Genomic DNA, 14,974 nt, shown 5'->3' on the forward strand with positions numbered 1-14,974 from the left:
GGTAGCGAGACCACTCTTTATACCACTTTTTTTTTTTTTCAAGCGGAAGACGGCATACGAGATTCATGAGCGTCTCGTGGGCTCGGAGAGGTGTATAAGAGACAGCCTGCGCCCGCCGCGGCTCCGGCCGCACCCGCCACGGGTTCCGGCGGACTCCCCAAGGCCCCGGTGGCCGCCGGGGGGCGCAAGCCGCGCATCCTCATCGTGGACGACAGTGAGATGACGGCGCGGATCATCGAAGCGGACCTGGTGTCCAAGGGCTTCGAGGTCCACGTCGCGGACACCGCGGACAAGGCCACGAAGATCATCCTGAAGAAGCAGACGCGCCCGGACCTGGTGCTGCTGGACGTGCGCATGCCCAACGTGAACGGCGAGCAGTTCTGCCGCTTCATCAAGACGAACAGCCTCTTCAAGGGCATCAAGGTGCTGCTGTGCTCCGGTGAGAACGTCGAGGAGCTCCAGCGCATCTGCCGCGAGGCCGGCGCCGACGGCTACATCCCCAAGGACGCCGTCATGGGCAACCTCGTCGCCAAGGAGCTGATGCCCCCTGGCGCCGAGTAGTCACCGCTCGCCTCAGGGCTTCGCCGCGGCCTCGGGCTGCGCGGGCTCCTGGGCCGGGCAGCTCGTCTTCGCGGCCCGCTCCTGAAGCTGGGCCTGGACCTCCGCGGACTTCGCCTCGGAGGGCTTCGCGCTCTCCACGAAGCGCTGGTAGGCGGCCAGCGCCTCGCAGGACTTGCCCAGCGAGTCGTAGGTCTTCACCAGCGAGTTGAGGATGGGGCGCTGGCCGGGCTGCAGGTCGAAGGCCTTCTGCAGCGCCGCCGCGGTCTCCTCCGTGCGCCCCAGCGCCTCCAGCGAGAGGCCGCGCCACACGTGATAGCTCGCGTTGTCCGGCTGCGCGGTGGTCAGCGCGGTGGCGGCCTTGAGCGCCAGCTCCTTCTCCCCGGCGCGCGCGTTGGCCGTGTACGCCAGCTGGAGCAGGACGACGTTGGGGCCGCACTTCTCACCGAACGTGTCCGTCACGCGGGTGAGGCCCTTCAGGTCGCCGGTGTCCAGGAGCAGCTGCCCCAGCTGCTGCGCCTTGGCCTTGTCGCAGGGCGACTCCGCCAGCTCCTCGCGCAGCTTGCGCACGAGCGGCTTCTTGAGGCCGTGATCGAACTCCGGCTCCTCGGGCGCCTTGCTGCACGCACCGAGGACGGCGCCGGAGGAGAGACAGAGGACGGCAACGCGGAACGCGGAACGGGAGGAAGCGGACATGCCTTGCTGCGTAGCCCTTCCCTCCCGGACGGTCAAACCTCCGGTGTGCCGGCGGCGTTCTCCCGCTCATCCAGGCCGCGCGCGAAGTTGCCGATGATGAGCCCCGGCCGCGCCGCCTTCAGCCGGTTGAGGAGCGTGCGGATGCCCACCGGCTCGCCACCCGCGCCCACGCCGCGCGCGACCTCCAGGTACTGGAGCGGATCAATGCACAGCGAGCGCGTCTGAACCTGATCCACGCGGTACTTGCGCACCAGGTTCTCCAGCGCCTGCACCTCGCCCTCGCGGTCGGTGACGCCGGGGAACAGGAGCAGGTTGAGCGCCAGGTACGCGCCCCGCTCACGCGCCAGCGCGATGGACGCCTCCACGTCCTCCCAGCCGTACTTCACCGGCTTGTAGTAGGCCTCGTAGAGCCCCTTGGACGCGGAGTTGAGCGACACGCGCACGGCGTCCAGGCCCGCGTCCAGCAGCGCCTTGAGCCCGTGCGTGAGGCTGGCGTTGGTGTTGATGTTGATGGAGCCCTTGTCCGTCTTCTCGCGCATCAGCCGGATGGACTCCGCGATGAACTTCCAGCGCGTGAGCGGCTCGCCCTCGCAACCCTGGCCAAAGCTCACCATGGTGCGGCCCGGCGCGTTTTCCAGGTGGTACAGGCCGATGGCCGCCATCTCCTCCGCGGAGGGGCCGTCATCCATGCGCTCGTGCGAGGCCGGCGGGCCGTCCGCGGGCTGATCCGAGATGCAGCCCACACATCTCGCGTTGCACATCACCGACGCGGGGATGGCGCCCTCGTCGCGCGCATAGAAGATGTTCTGCGACGTGAAGCACCGGTACAGGAGCGCGCACGTCTTCAGCTGCTTGAGCACGCGGCTGTCCGGGAAGCGCTTCATGTGCGCCGTCACCAGGCCCTTGAGCTCCGGCGTGGAGTACGACTCCGGCTCCCAGTGCGAGCGCCGGTCGGTGTGGATGGCCCACGCGAGCGGCCCCTTCTCTCCCCACGCCGCCGCCGTGTACGCCCACTGCGGCAGCACCGGCCCGCTGCCCTTCACCTCACCCGGCAGGAACGTGCGCGTGTAGCCCGGGGGCAGGAGCGCGCCCACCGCATTGGGCACGAAGGTCTTTCCCCCCACCTTCATCTCGCGCACCAGCTCCAGCTCGCCGGAGTCCGGGTTGAGCCCCACGGGCAGGCGGCCGGGCAGGTGCACCAGGCGCCCGGCCGCTGGCAGGGCGATGGGCTTGTCCTGCGGGGGCACCAGCTCCTCGCCGCTGCGCAGGGTGGCGATGAGGTAGGGATGCTCCATGACCCGGCCCTTGGGGTCCGCGAAGAGCAGTTTCGGCGCGTGCGTCATGCGCCGTTAACTAACACGGGTGGGCCGGCCTGCGTCCAACGCCTCGCGTCATGTGGATGGATGAATGAGGCCCATCACGGCCGGTCCCCTTCCTCGCCCGTGCGCGCCTTGAAAGCGCTCATGCCCTGGTCTATGGGTCCGCCACGTTTTCCAGGCAGTCCCCCATTCGTCGGAGGCAGTCGTGATCGTCGGAGTCCCCAAGGAGATCAAAACCCGCGAGTACCGTGTCGGCATGGTGCCTGCGGGCGTGCGCGCGCTCACCATGGCGGGGCACACGGTGCTGGTCGAGACGAACGCTGGCGTCGGCTCCGGCATCCCGGATTCGGAGTACCAGCGCGTCGGCGCGCAGATCATCTCCAGCGCGGATGAAGTGTGGAAGCGCGCGGAGATGGTCTGCAAGGTGAAGGAGCCCATCGCGCCCGAGTACGAGCGCATGCAGCCCGGGCAGATCGTCTACACGTACTTCCACCTGGCCGGCGTGGACCCGGAGCTGACCAAGACGCTCATCAAGAAGAAGGTCACCGCGGTCGCGTACGAGACGCTGCAGCTGGATGACGGCAGCCTCCCGCTGCTCAAGCCCATGTCCGAGGTGGCCGGCAAGATGGCCATCCAGGTCGGCGCCGCGTGCCTGGAGAAGGCCCACGGCGGCAAGGGCATCCTCCTGGGCGGCGTGCCCGGCGTGCGCCGCGGCCGCGTGGCCGTCATCGGCGGTGGCGTGGTGGGCCTGTGCGCCGCCAAGGTCGCCGTCGGCATGGGCGCGGAAGTGACCATCCTGGACGTGAACCTGGAGCGCCTCACCTACCTGGACGACGTGTTCCTCGGCCGCGCGCAGACGCTGGCCTCGGACACGGAGTCCATCGCGCGCACCGTGCGCGAGTCGGACCTCGTCATCGGCGGCGTGCTCATCCCCGGCGGCAAGGCCCCGAAGCTGGTGTCGCGCGAGCTGATTGGTGAGATGGAGCCCGGCTCCGTCGTCGTCGACGTGGCGGTGGACCAGGGCGGCTGCATCGAGACCTGCAAGCCCACCACGCACGACAACCCCACCTTCACCGTGAGCGACGTCGTCCACTACTGCGTGGCGAACATGCCCGGCGCGGTGCCCCAGACGTCCACCTTCGCGCTCACCAACACCACCCGCCCCTACTCGCGGAAGATCGCCGACCTGGGCCTGGTGGAGGCCGTGAAGTCCGACCGTGCCCTCCAGCGCGCCATCAACACCTACAACGGCCACATCACCTACGAGGCCGTCGCCAAGGACATGGGGTACGACTACGTGCCCCTGATGGACGCCCTCAGCGGCAAGAAGTGAGCTGAAGGCCGCCTGCCCCACAGCCGGCCAGCCACGTGCTGGCCGGTTGTCGGCATCGGACCCTGGGACGGGTGGGACGTCCGGTTCCCACCCTGAGGAATAAATGATCCCGCCGGGCGTCTCCGCACTCCAGAAGCGGGCATGCGGGCGGCGTGGCAGGGGAAAGCGTTGTTGACCCGTCTGTTCCGGTGCATAGATTGACCGTTAGGCAGGCGACGCATTCCCCAATCATTTCGGGCCCCTGGAAGGCGGGAGCATGATGCTGGACTTCAGGCAACCCAACCGGACGAAGCAGGAATTCGAAGAGCTGGCGCTGGCGCACCTGGACCCGCTCTATTCAGCGGCGCTCCGGTTGACCAAGAACGAGCGCGACGCCGAGGACCTGGTGCAGGACACCTGCATGCGGGCCTACCGCTTCTTCGACAAGTTCGAGCGCGGGACCAACATCAAGGCCTGGCTCTTCAAGATCCTCACGAACACCTTCATCAACCGCTATCGCCGCAAGGTGAAGGAGCGCACGGTGGTGGAGGGCGTGGAGCGCGAAGCGGTGCATGAGCGCTTCGTGAGCCGGGACGCGACGGACTTCGCGGCCAACCCGGAGCAGTACTTCTTCGACCGGCTCCTGTCGGACGACGTGCTGCGCGCCATCGACTCGCTGCCCATCGACTTCCGGCTGGTGGTCATCCTCGCGGACCTCCAGGAGTTCTCCTACAAGGAGATCGCGGAGATCCTGGAGTGCCCCGTGGGCACGGTGATGAGCCGCCTCTTCCGCGGCCGCAAGCTCCTGCAGAAGACGCTGCGCGAGTACGCGGAGGGCCAGGGTGTGTTCCGGCACGACGGTGAGCCGGTCCAGGCCCCGGCGGACCTGGAAGAGTTCCGGCGCCGGAAGAAGGCAGGCTAGAAAGAGGTTGGAGGGGCGTCGCAATCCCCCTCCAGACCACCTCATCGAGCGCCCATGACCTGCCAGGAACTCGAGCGGTTGCTGTATCCGTACCTCGACGGCGAATTCCAGCCCGAGGAACGCCACGACGTGGAGTCGCATCTCGAAGGCTGCGAAGCGTGTGTCGCGCGCGTGGACGAGGAGATGCAGCTGCGTCAGACGCTTCGCCGCGCGGCGAAGCACGCTGTCTCCGCCCAGGGCACGCGCGCGCCGGCGTCGCTGCGCGCGGGCATCCAGTCCGGCCTGCACCGCGAGCACCGCCGCGCGCAGGTGGGCCAGTGGCTGCGCGTCGGGGCCATGGCCCTGGTGGTGGTGACCGTGAGCGGCGGCTGGATGACGTACCAGTCCGGCAAGGCGCAGAAGGCCACCATCCTGGAGGCCGTGCAGCGCCACACGCGCCAGCGTCCCCTGGAGTTCGTCGCGGGCACGCCGGAGCAGATCGAAGCGTGGTTCAACGACAAGGTGGAGCACCGCATCACCCTGCCCCGCCTGCAGCAGGCGCGGCCCGTGGGCGCGCGCTTCTCCACGCTCAACGGCCAGGAAGTCGTCTACGTCAGCTACGAGACGCAGCCCCGCCTCACCAACGAGCCCAAGCGCAACATCGGCGTGTTCGTCTATCCGGCGACGGGCCAGCGGGTGATCAAGGACGAGGGCCCCACGGTGGAGAACGTCGCCGTGGACTCGAGCCAGGCGTACAACGTCGTGACGTGGCGTGATCAGGACGTCACCTACGAGCTGGTGACGGACCTGGACGACGCGGCCATCCTGCAGATGCTGCGGGATCAGGAGCACCGCTCCAACGGGCTCGTGCGCCCCGCGCAGGTGAAGCCCGCGGTGAGCGTGCAGCCTGTGTCGCTACAGCCCTGAAGCCCTCGCACCAGCGAGGGCTTGCGTGGTCGCCTGCTCAACTGAATACCGGGCGTTGCGCCCGGTGTGAAGATTGACGGTCCCAGGCATGGCCGATAGCCTCGACGGCGTCTTCACTCTCGCGCGCCGCCGCTGCTGTCCTTCTTGGCGTCACACCGCGCGCCGCACCCCCAGGATGGCCGTCCCTTCATGTCCAAGCGAATCCTGATCGTCGAAAGCGACGCCACCCTCGCCACCACCCTGCAGCAGGCCCTGGAGGCGCGGGGCTTCTCCGCGCAGACGACGGGCGACGGCAAGGGCAGCGTGGAGCTGATCCGCCGCGAGCGCCCCGACCTCGTGGTGCTCGCGGTGGACCTGTCCGCGGGACAGAACGGCTACCTCATCTGCGGCAAGCTGAAGAAGGACGACGAGCTGAAGACGGTGCCCATCGTCATCATCGGCAACCCGGACGGCTTCGCGGCGCACGGCAAGCTCAAGGCGCGCGCGGACGAGTACGTGGCGAAGCCGGTGGACGCGAACGTCCTGATTGATCGCGTGGGCGGCGTCATCGGCTTCCCGGAGCCGCCGGTCAGCAACGAGGTGGTGGACGAGAGCCTCACGCTGGACTCGCTGGGCGAGGAGCCCTCGACGGACTTCGGCGAGGAGATCGCCGTCGACACGGGTGAAGAGCCCGCCGTGGCCGGGGAAGACCTGGACATGCTCGACGACGCCTTCAGCGACATGTCCGAGCCCGTGACGGGCACGCCCGAGGAGCCCGTGGTGGCGCCTCCGGAGGAGATGGAGACCCCGTCCGGCCTGGAGGAGATCTCCGCGCTGGACTCGCTGGGTCCGGACAGCAGCGATGACTCGCTGGACATGCTGGGCGGCCTGGACGAGCCGGAGGAGAAGACCGTCGTCGGCTTCATGCCGCCGGTGGATCCGGAGCCCGTCGCCGCCGCCCGCCGCCACGCCCCGTGCGGTCGCCGCTCCGGTGACGCCGGCCGCCGCGCCGGGCCCCTCCGCCGCGGACCTGGCGGAGCTGCGCAACCTGCGCGCGAAGGTGGCGGAGCTGCAGAGCGCGCTGGAGGACTCGCGCGCGGAGACGACCCAGGTCGAGGAGCGCGTGCAGTCGCTGGAGTCCGAGCTCCAGGCGAAGGCCACGGAGCTGGAGGCGTCCCGCTCCACCGCCGGCAAGAGCGACAAGGACACCTTCGCGCTGCGCGACACCGTCAACAAGCGCGACAAGGAGATCCTCCGCCTCAAGTCCGAGCTGAACCAGAAGGACCAGGAGATCATCGAGCTGAAGGATCAGCACCTGGAGCTGGAGCAGAAGGCCTCCACCTCCGAGGAGGAGCTGAACCGCCGCGACGCGCAGATCAAGACGCTCACCTCGCGCACCGAGCAGCTCACCTCGGAGCGCAAGCGCGTGGATCAGCAGCTGGCCACCGCGAAGGAGGAGGCGCGCGGCGCCACCGCGCAGCTGAGCGCGCTCCAGACGGAGCTGGATCAGCACCAGGCCCAGGCCCAGGCGCTCCAGGGCGAGGCGGACAGCCTGCGCGCCCAGGTGGCCCAGCTGGACGCGGACCTCCAGGCGGTGCGCGACGAGGCGGAAGGCCTGCGCTCGCAGGTGGAGGCGGCGCAGGGCGAGCTGGAGGGCCTGCGCGGCCAGCTGGAGCAGGCCCAGGCGGACCTGTCCAACCAGAGCGCCCAGGCGGCCGCGGAGGCGGACGGCCTGCGTGCGCGCATCACCGAGCTGGAGCAGGCGGCGGTGCGCAACGAGGAGCGCGTGACGAAGCTCTACGCGCGCATCAAGGGCGACGAGAAGCTGCGCGAGAAGACCAAGAAGGCGCTGGCCATCGCGCAGCAGCTGCTGGACGAGCCGGGCACCTCCGTGGGCGACGACGCCGACGAGGAAGCCGCGGCCTGAAGCGGCGGCACCGGAGCCTCAGGGGGAAGGCGCGGAACACCGCCCTCCCCCACTCCAGCCTCCCGCGTTACTTCCCGGCCTCCTTCTTGGGGGCCGTTTTCTTTTCGTGCAGCTTCTTGGCGAAGGACTGCACGGCGGCGGGCACGTTCTTGTCGCGGGACAGGTCCTTGAGCTCCGCGTCGCGCAGCGTGTTGAGGAACTTCATGGTGACGGTGAGCGGCACCTTGGGGTTCTTCACCAGCGCGAGCTTCACCTTCTGCATCTTCGTCCACTCGCGGTTGTTGTAGATGACGCGCAGCACGTCCTCGTTGATGGCGCGGTTGGCGGCGCACGCGAGCACTTCGCCGTCGGTGATGCGGGGGCTGCGGATGACGGCCACGCAGACGAGCTTGTTGGTGTCGCGGATGAGGGCGGAGCGGGCCTCCTTGTTGCCCAGCGTGCCCAGCTTGATCTTCTCCGCGATGGACATCTTCATGATGCGCTGCGCGAGCGTCAGGCGCTTGCCGTCCTCCATGGGGGCGGCGTCCTCGGCCTGCGCGTCCGCGCCCAGCTCCTGGAGCACCTCCTCCGCGGTGGGGCCCGGGTCCGGCGGCGCGGCGGCGGCCTGCGGGCCGTAGATGCGCACCCGGGCAGCCTGCATGGCGGGCACGTCCGCCAGCACCAGGCCGCTGCGCACCGCGAAGTCGCAGACGCTGTCCACGAGCGACGCGGGGACGCCGGGGTTGGCGCACAGGTTGCGGACGATGTCCTCCTTGCGCAGCAGGCGCAGCTGGTTCTGGGAGATGATCTCCGCCACCTTCGGACTGCACGTGGCGGCCACCGCGGAGACGGCGTCGTCCGGCGTCTCCGGGTTGAGGACCAGCATCTCCGCGTAGGCCTCCTTGTCCTTGAGCAGGTCCAGGAAGTAGCCCAGTACGACGGGCTGCACGCCCTCGTCGCGCAGCGCGGAGCCGAGGATGCGGTCCGGCAGCCCCGCGGACGTCTTGGTGGCCGTCTCGCGCACGCCCGCGTCCGGGTCGAACGTGAGCATGTAGAGCGCGCCCAGCATGTCCGCCGGGTTGAGCGGCACCAGCGACTTGGCCGCCATCATCCGCAGGGGCACGGGGGCGTTGGGGTCCACGTGCTTGCGCAGGTTGGGCGGCAGGAACTCCGCGTTGAAGGGGCAGCCCGGGGGCGGGGCCGGAATGCTGGGGTCGGCGGCGGCGGTGCTCATGTCGCGTGATTCCTTCCGTAGATGATGCGCAGCCCCTCCAGGGTGAGGAACTCATCCACCTCCTGGATGGCCTTCGATTCACTGGCCACCAGCGGGGCCAGGCCCCCGGTGGCCACCACTTTCGCGGAGAAGCCCATCTCCGCCTCCATCCGCGCGCACATGCCGTCCACCAGGCTCACGTAGCCATAAACCAGGCCGGCCTGCATGGAGTGCACGGTGTTGCGGCCCACCACGTGCGTCGGGCGCGCGAACTCGACGCGAGGCAGCTTGGAGGCGTTCTGGAACAGGGCCTCCATGGAGATGTTGATGCCGGGGCAGATGGCGCCGCCCAGGTACTCGCCCTTGGGCGTGACGGCGTCCAGCGTCGTCGCGGTGCCGAAGTCCACCACGATGAGGCCGCGGCGGTGCTTCTCGTAGGCGGCGACGGCATTGACGATGCGGTCCGCGCCCACCTCGCGCGGGTTGTCGTAGAGGATGGGCATGCCCGTCTTCACGCCCGGGCCCACGAACATGGGGCGCGTCTTGAAGTAGCGCTCGCTCATCTTCTCCAGGATGAACTGGAGCGGCGGCACCACACTGGAGACGGCGACGGCCTTCACCTGGTTCGCATCGACGCCGCTCCACGCGAAGAGCTGGCGCACGAGGATGCCGTACTCGTCCGCGCTCCGGCGCGCGCTCGTCTCCAGGCGCCAGTGGTCCAGGAGCCGCCGGCCCTCGTACACGCCCAGGACGGTGTTGGTGTTGCCGACGTCGATGGCCAGGAGCATCAGGGGCGCACTCTAGCGCTGGGGCCGCAGCTGCTCCACGTCCCCCGCCAGCACGCGCTCCACGCGGCCGTCCGCCAGGCGCACCAGCAGGGCGCCCGTGGGGTCGATGTCCTCCGCGAACCCCTCCCAGTCCCCCCGGTCCGTCCGCACCCGGACGGGGACGCCCAACGTGCTGGAGAGCGCCTTCCACCGGGCGCGCACCGCGTCGAAGCCGGTGGCCTGGTACGTGTCCAGCCAGGTCTCCAGCCGGTTCCACAGGGCCGCCGTGAAGGGCGCGCGGGCCACGGGCCGCCCCAGCGCCAGGGCGAGCGACGTGGCCGTGGCGCGCAGCTCGTCGGGGAAGTGCTCCTCCCCGGCGTTGAGGTTCACCCCCACGCCCACGATGACGAAGTGCACGCGCTCGGGCTCGGCGGACAGCTCCGTGAGGATGCCGGCCACCTTCCGGCCGCCAATCTGCACGTCGTTGGGCCACTTGATGGCGGCGTCCGCGCCCGCCTCGCGCAGCGTCTCCGCCAGGGCCACGGCGGCCACCAGCGTGAGCTCCGGCGCGCGCTGCGGGGGCAATTCCGGCCGGAGGATGGCGGAGAAGTACAGGTTCAAATTCGGCGGGGACACCCAGGCGCGGCCCCGGCGGCCCTTGCCCGCCGTCTGCTGCTCGGCGGCCACCACGGTGCCGTGCACGGCGCCGTCCTGGGCCAGCCGGAAGGCCGCCGCGTTGGTGGAGCCGATGGTGTCGTGGTGGTGCAGCACGCGGCCCACCGCGCGCGTGGCGAGCAGCGGGTGGACTTCCAGCCCGGAGATCCGGTCCGGCCGGCCCACCAGCCGGTAGCCCTTCGCGGGCACGGCTTCGATGCGGTAGCCCTTCAGCCGCAGGGCCTCCACGTGCTTCCACACCGCCGTGCGCGACAGGCCCAGCCGGTTGGACAGCGCCTCACCGGAGATGAAGCCCTCCCCTCCTTCCGCGAGGAAGTTGAGGATGCGCGCGTCCTGCGAGAGCTCGTTCGTCGTCTCCACGGCTTTCAGTTCGCGGGAGCGGCCGGGGTGCTGGCTGCATCCGCCTTGTAGGAGATGAGCTCCAGCTCCGTCTGGGGCACGCGCTTGCCCTCGTGCTCCGTGGCCACGTCCACGCGGACCAGGCCCACGCCGGCGGCGAAGGTCATCGTGTTGACGAGCGTCGTCTGCGCGTCGACCTTGTTGCGGCCCTCCACGCTCACGCAGTTGGGGAAGGAGCCCGCGGGCACCTTGCAGGGGAAGCCCACCTGCACCAGCTGGTAGCGCTCCGTGGAGGACACGGACACGACGTTGTTCCAGCCGCGCCCGGCCTCCAGCGGGCCGCGCAGCAGGTAGCGCTTGGGGTCGCGCAGGCCGTAGGCGTCCACCGTCAGTTGGCCGCCCTGGTTGTCCACGAAGAAGCCGTCCTGCTCCTTGACGATCTCCACCGTGACGGGTTTGTCGTCGCGGCCGTCAATGCGGTACGTCCACGCGTTGCCCACGGCCAGCGGGTAGTACTGGGCAATGGACTCGGGCGAGGGGCGCGCGTCCGAATCCACGCGCTTCGCGCAGCCGGAGCCCACGAGGGAAGAGGCCAGGAGGGCCAGGCCCCCCACCATCGACAGCGATTGCTTCATCATGCGCTTAGGGGTCCGCGTGGCCCTGGCCACGCGCCTCCGCGGTTGCGTGGTTGCGTGATGCGTAGAGCGTGTCCAGCGCCTGCTGCGCGGCGGCCTGCACCGACGGCGTGTCGTGGCCCTGGGCCACGGTGTAGAGGTACGCCTCCGCCTCCGGGCCGCCAATCTCGCCCACGGCGAAGACGATCTCCTGCAGGAAGCCCGAGTCCTTGCCGCGCGCCAGGTCGATGAGCGCCGGCACCGCGCTCTTCGCCTTCATCTCCGCCAGCGCGCCAATGGTGCGGCGCACCTGATCCGCGTCGCTGGTGTCCTTGAGGCGTTCAATCAAGAGCGGCGCGGCGGCCGGGTGCTTGCGCTCGGCCAGCGTCCGCAGGGCGAACTCGCGGACGCGCGCGTCCGTGGCCTGGAGGTCCGCCACCAGCGCCTCGTCCGCGCGGTCCAGCGCGGCCAACTGCAGCACCGCGGACTCCGTCACCTGGCGCAGCACGCTCTCCAGCGCGGCGCGCATGGCCGTCCGCCGTCCGTCCGCCGAGTCCTCCTCCACCGCCGCCTCGCCCAGGCCGACGATTTCGTAGCGCTGGGGCGTGTTGCCGCCGAAGCGCTCCAGGGAGAGGTTGGCGCCCACCTCCGCGAAGCTGTGCGGGTTGCCGTCCTTCAGCACCTCGCGGGTGAAGGGCACCTCCAGCGACAGCCGCCAGGGACGGGCCTTCTTGGGGGCTTCGTCGCCCACCCGCTCGAAGCGGCCGGAGGTCTCCAGCGCGTCATCGAAGAGATCCCTCACGCCTTCCGGGCCGAAGCCCAGGAGGGCGTTGTCCCGCAGGGTGGCCCCGGCCAGCTCCACCGGCGCCACCGGATAGCGCGGGGCCTGCGAGCGGCAGGCCCCGAGGAACAGCACGCAGGAGGTAAGCAGCAGGGCCGGCTTCATGGCCCCCCCAGGCTAACACTCCCGCGTCCACCGCACCTGATTCCGTGCGGGGGATCAGCCTTCCTTGTTGCCCTCGGACGAGCCGTCCGTCCCAGGCGGCACCGGCGCTTCGTGCACCTCACGGGCCTCGCGGACCTCCACGGGCTGCGGGGCCGCTTCGTCGGTGGCCTCTTCCGGAGGCAGCGCCTGCGCGGCGACCGGGGTCACCGCGTCGGACGCGGCGTGCGCGGCTTCGGCCCGGGCCCGCGCGGCTTCGTCGGACTCCGGCGCGGCCTGCACCGCATCGCCCGCATGCCAGGCATTGCCCGCGGCGGGCGGCGTGGCGGCGGCCTCACCGTTCGAGGGGCTGGCGGACGCATCCGTCGTCACGGGCAGCGCTTCACCCGCGAGCGCGACCTGCTCACCGGTGACGCTGCCACCCGGCGACGGCGCGGCGATGCCACCCGAGGCCTCACCCTCGCCAACGGTGGCTCCGGCCTGAGCGGCCTCGCCCTCACCGGCGGGAGCACCGGCCTCACCCGCGGGCGCGCCCTCCGCTCCGCGCGTGCCACGGCCGCGACGGCCCCGGCGGCGGCGGCGGCGGCGCTTGCGGTCGGAGGCGGAGCCCTCGGCGGCGCCGGCCTCGGCACCCTCCTTGGCTCCACCCACGAAGGCGCTGGCGGCCTCCAGGTCCTCGTCCTCACCCTCGTCATCGCCCTCCTCGGAGTCGTCCTCCTCCGAAGTGGGCGTGAACCCGGCGGCGGCCGGCGGCGCGGGGGCCACCGGCGAGGCCTTGGCCTCGGCGCCCTCGGTGCCGGACTGGGCGGCTTCGCGAGCCTCGGCGCGCTCGCGCTGACGGTCGCGGCGGCGCTCGGAGCGCTCCTGACGGTCGCCGCGCTCCGGACGCTCCGCGCGCTCGGGCTTGTCGGCGGAGGCGGCCACCTCCCCCTCGCCGCCCTCCTCGCGGGCCTGCTTCTCGCTCTTGCGCTCCTCGCGGCGGCGCTGGGCCTCCTCGGCGTCCAGCTTCGCGGCCTCGAAGAAGCGCTCGTCGATGTCGTACAGCTCCACCTGGGTGACGGTGACGGCCGTCTTGGCCTCCAGGAACTTCTCGCCCAGGGCGTCACCGCACCACAGCATCACCAGCGAGCCATTGGCCTGCGCTTCCGAGCGCGCGTCGCCGCGCACCTCGCCCGCGCTGACCAGCAGGCCCACCTGCGCCGAGTAGTGGCCCAGGTCGCGCCGCAGCTCCTGCACCGTCTTGCGGTCGATGCCCGGCATGCCCTTGAGCATGCGGACCGCGTAGCGCAGCTCCACGCTGCCCTCGCGCTTGCGCGCGGTGAGCAGGGGGCCTTCCTTGGAGCGCTTGGCGACCTTCAGCTCGCGGAAGCCCAGCCCGTGCATCATCTTCACGACGGACTTCTCGAAGGTGCCCACGTCCGCGTCGCCCAGGCGCTTGCGCAGCCCGCGAGCGACCGCCCGGCGCGCGTCCTTGAGGGCCGTGCGCGCGGTGGTGATGAGGGCCTCGTCGACGAGCGGCTCCCCGGCGGCGGCGGGCTTGCCCAGCACCGGGCGGCCCCCCTCCAGCGGGATGCCCAGGGCCTGCGCGAAGGCGGCCTGGAGCTCCAGGGGCGGCGCCTCGCTCGGCGCGCCCGCGCGCTCCAGGGACACCTCGCCGGTCTCCTGGTTGAAGGCGTACTGGGGGCGGCGGCCCGCGTCGATGCGGCGCTGGTTGTCCTCCAGCAGGGCGGTGAGCACCGCCTCCACCGTGGTCTCCTCCGCGCACAGCTCCTTGGCCTTGGCGCGTTCGATGAGCTGATCCGTGCGCAGCCCGGCTTCCGCCTCGCTGAGGATCTCGAACACCACCTCCGGCAGCGGCGGGAAGCGCTTGCGGCGTCCACCCCGCTCCTCGTCGCCCTCGTCACGGCGGCGCTTGCGCTCCGTGCCACGGCCCGACGCGCGGACGTTGTCCGTGCGGGGCTCCGGGTGACGCTCCACGGGCCGCAGCGGAGGAAGCTCCTCCTCCGGATGCGGCTCCATCACGCCCGTCTGTGCAAGTGCCTCGAGGTCCTCGGAGAGCGACCAGTCCGTCAAAGCGAAGGTATCCTTCGCCGTGACAATCACCTTGCGATCCCGCGTCCGTCGCGCCATGGCGGCCAGTCGCGACAGCATCGTCACTTCCGGCGTCTTACCAATGTGGGACAGCAGGCTCAGCTGGATGGACTTCTCCGTGATCTCAAGGAAATGCAGGGGGCGACCTTCGCTCTCCAGAACACGGAGCGCGGCCTCGTAAAATGTCATCGAGTATTCCCCAAGAATTCCGAACGGTTACAAAAATGTAGGTCCGTATGGGCGGCGGATGCTAGCCACCGCTAAACTGGCTTGTCAACGAACGTCAATGACCCGTCTCCGCATCGGACACCATTGGAAGCGCGAACCGTCAGCCTCCCCGCTCGATTCCATCGCGCTGGAACTGGACGGCGTGAACCTGTTGTCCGGGGCGGTGGAGGAGCCCCTGGCGGAGGTCGTCCCCGCCCTGGTGGAGGCGGTGGCGGCCCTGCACGCGGGGAAGCAGCGGCTGGCGCAGGTGTCGCTGACGGAGGCGCACCTGGAGCTGGTGTTGCGGCGCGTCGGGCCGGACATCGAGCTGTCGGTGGCCAGCCTCGCCCGGCCCGCCCACCTCTTGCGCCCGCCCATCCGGGTGGATGCAGAAGAGCTGACGAAGGCCACGCGCCAGAGCGGCCAGAGGTTCCTCCAGGACGTGACGAAGCTCGCGCCCAAGGCCCTGTCCGCCACGGCCGCCCGGAAGCTGGGCGAGGCGCTCCAGGGCCTGGGCAAGGCCGAGC

13 protein-coding genes and 3 pseudogenes are annotated in these 14,974 nt (G+C 70.4%); 7 read left to right on the plus strand and 9 right to left on the minus strand.

All coding sequences use genetic code 11. The features are described from left to right. Positions 1 to 105: 105 nt before the first annotated feature. Positions 106 to 561 (plus strand): annotated as a pseudogene (locus tag D7X96_RS36215) (response regulator); the annotation flags it as partial. Between the two features lie 12 nt (positions 562 to 573). On the opposite strand, the gene D7X96_RS36220 reads toward D7X96_RS36215, so the two are convergent. Together D7X96_RS36220 and D7X96_RS36225 are read right to left on the minus strand one after the other, a co-directional pair. Next, on the minus strand, positions 574 to 1,254 hold the full coding sequence (locus tag D7X96_RS36220) for a hypothetical protein (protein ID WP_120550034.1): 681 nt from the start codon (positions 1,252 to 1,254) through the stop codon (positions 574 to 576). Between the two features lie 32 nt (positions 1,255 to 1,286). Continuing rightward, on the minus strand, positions 1,287 to 2,597 hold the full coding sequence (locus D7X96_RS36225) for a radical SAM family protein (protein WP_120550035.1): 1,311 nt from the start codon (positions 2,595 to 2,597) through the stop codon (positions 1,287 to 1,289). Positions 2,598 to 2,778: 181 nt separating this feature from the next. On the opposite strand from D7X96_RS36225, the gene ald reads away from it, so the two are divergent. The 4 genes and pseudogenes from ald to D7X96_RS41665 form a co-directional block, all read left to right on the plus strand. Then, entirely contained in the window at positions 2,779 to 3,906 is a 1,128-nt protein-coding gene (gene ald / locus D7X96_RS36230) for an alanine dehydrogenase (protein WP_120550036.1), read from the plus strand. A 259-nt stretch (positions 3,907 to 4,165) separates the two neighbouring features. Beyond that, positions 4,166 to 4,807 carry a sigma-70 family RNA polymerase sigma factor gene (locus D7X96_RS36235; protein ID WP_043323356.1) on the plus strand — a complete coding sequence of 214 codons (642 nt, stop codon included), beginning with the start codon at positions 4,166 to 4,168 and terminating at the stop codon, positions 4,805 to 4,807. Positions 4,808 to 4,861: 54 nt separating this feature from the next. After that, positions 4,862 to 5,713, plus strand: a complete 852-nt coding sequence (locus D7X96_RS36240) for an anti-sigma factor family protein (RefSeq protein WP_120550037.1) — start codon at positions 4,862 to 4,864, stop codon at positions 5,711 to 5,713. 189 nt (positions 5,714 to 5,902) lie between these two features. Then, positions 5,903 to 6,190: pseudogene (locus tag D7X96_RS41665) on the plus strand (response regulator); the annotation flags it as partial. Here the strand turns inward: D7X96_RS41665 and D7X96_RS41670 are convergent. After that, positions 6,088 to 6,618 carry a hypothetical protein gene (locus D7X96_RS41670; RefSeq protein ID WP_306449853.1) on the minus strand — a complete coding sequence of 177 codons (531 nt, stop codon included), beginning with the start codon at positions 6,616 to 6,618 and terminating at the stop codon, positions 6,088 to 6,090. The pseudogene D7X96_RS41665 and the gene D7X96_RS41670 sit on opposite strands and share 103 nt — an antisense overlap. Before the next feature lie 65 nt (positions 6,619 to 6,683). On the opposite strand from D7X96_RS41670, the gene D7X96_RS41675 reads away from it, so the two are divergent. After that, the gene (locus D7X96_RS41675; protein WP_306449855.1) at positions 6,684 to 7,619 is read left to right on the plus strand and encodes a coiled-coil domain-containing protein; all 936 of its coding nucleotides are present in this window, start codon (positions 6,684 to 6,686) and stop codon (positions 7,617 to 7,619) included. Between the two features lie 67 nt (positions 7,620 to 7,686). Here D7X96_RS41675 and D7X96_RS36250 read toward each other — a convergent pair whose 3' ends face one another. From D7X96_RS36250 to D7X96_RS36275, 6 genes are read right to left on the minus strand one after another with little or no spacing between them, the layout of a single operon-like run. After that, positions 7,687 to 8,832 carry a hypothetical protein gene (locus D7X96_RS36250; RefSeq protein WP_120552917.1) on the minus strand — a complete coding sequence of 382 codons (1,146 nt, stop codon included), beginning with the start codon at positions 8,830 to 8,832 and terminating at the stop codon, positions 7,687 to 7,689. Further along, on the minus strand, positions 8,829 to 9,599 hold the full coding sequence (locus tag D7X96_RS36255) for a type III pantothenate kinase (protein WP_120552916.1): 771 nt from the start codon (positions 9,597 to 9,599) through the stop codon (positions 8,829 to 8,831). Before D7X96_RS36255 ends, D7X96_RS36250 begins: the two co-directional genes overlap by 4 nt. A 12-nt stretch (positions 9,600 to 9,611) precedes the next feature. After that, positions 9,612 to 10,613: a biotin--[acetyl-CoA-carboxylase] ligase gene (locus tag D7X96_RS36260; protein ID WP_121771792.1), complete on the minus strand. Its 1,002-nt coding sequence runs from the start codon at positions 10,611 to 10,613 to the stop codon at positions 9,612 to 9,614. Between the two features lie 5 nt (positions 10,614 to 10,618). Continuing rightward, complete coding sequence (locus D7X96_RS36265; RefSeq protein ID WP_121771793.1) at positions 10,619 to 11,230, minus strand: hypothetical protein; 612 nt, start codon at positions 11,228 to 11,230, stop codon at positions 10,619 to 10,621. A 4-nt stretch (positions 11,231 to 11,234) separates the two neighbouring features. Continuing rightward, positions 11,235 to 12,152 (minus strand): HEAT repeat domain-containing protein, encoded by a 918-nt coding sequence (locus D7X96_RS36270; RefSeq protein ID WP_120552913.1) that lies wholly within the window; start codon positions 12,150 to 12,152, stop codon positions 11,235 to 11,237. Positions 12,153 to 12,206: 54 nt separating this feature from the next. Further along, positions 12,207 to 14,429: an HTH domain-containing protein gene (locus tag D7X96_RS36275; protein WP_244219841.1), complete on the minus strand. Its 2,223-nt coding sequence runs from the start codon at positions 14,427 to 14,429 to the stop codon at positions 12,207 to 12,209. Between the two features lie 97 nt (positions 14,430 to 14,526). Here D7X96_RS36275 and D7X96_RS36280 point away from each other — a divergent pair. Further along, a pseudogene (locus tag D7X96_RS36280) lies at positions 14,527 to 14,974 on the plus strand (outer membrane protein assembly factor BamB family protein); the annotation flags it as partial.

The sequence above is a fragment of the Corallococcus interemptor genome, from assembly GCF_003668875.1.
GTDB lineage: Bacteria > Myxococcota > Myxococcia > Myxococcales > Myxococcaceae > Corallococcus > Corallococcus interemptor.

What these genes read in the sequence shown, in the direction of transcription:
- D7X96_RS36220 (WP_120550034.1), bottom strand. Translation starts at nt 1,254, where the DNA reads ATGTCCGCTTCCTCCCGTTCCGCGTTCCGCGTTGCCGTCCTCTGTCTC.
- D7X96_RS36225 (WP_120550035.1), bottom strand. Translation starts at nt 2,597, where the DNA reads ATGACGCACGCGCCGAAACTGCTCTTCGCGGACCCCAAGGGCCGGGTC.
- D7X96_RS36235 (WP_043323356.1), top strand. Translation starts at nt 4,166, where the DNA reads ATGCTGGACTTCAGGCAACCCAACCGGACGAAGCAGGAATTCGAAGAG.
- D7X96_RS36240 (WP_120550037.1), top strand. Translation starts at nt 4,862, where the DNA reads ATGACCTGCCAGGAACTCGAGCGGTTGCTGTATCCGTACCTCGACGGC.
- D7X96_RS41670 (WP_306449853.1), bottom strand. Translation starts at nt 6,618, where the DNA reads ATGAAGCCGACGACGGTCTTCTCCTCCGGCTCGTCCAGGCCGCCCAGC.
- D7X96_RS36250 (WP_120552917.1), bottom strand. Translation starts at nt 8,832, where the DNA reads ATGAGCACCGCCGCCGCCGACCCCAGCATTCCGGCCCCGCCCCCGGGC.
- D7X96_RS36255 (WP_120552916.1), bottom strand. Translation starts at nt 9,599, where the DNA reads ATGCTCCTGGCCATCGACGTCGGCAACACCAACACCGTCCTGGGCGTG.
- D7X96_RS36265 (WP_121771793.1), bottom strand. Translation starts at nt 11,230, where the DNA reads ATGATGAAGCAATCGCTGTCGATGGTGGGGGGCCTGGCCCTCCTGGCC.
- D7X96_RS36270 (WP_120552913.1), bottom strand. Translation starts at nt 12,152, where the DNA reads ATGAAGCCGGCCCTGCTGCTTACCTCCTGCGTGCTGTTCCTCGGGGCC.
- D7X96_RS36275 (WP_244219841.1), bottom strand. Translation starts at nt 14,429, where the DNA reads ATGACATTTTACGAGGCCGCGCTCCGTGTTCTGGAGAGCGAAGGTCGC.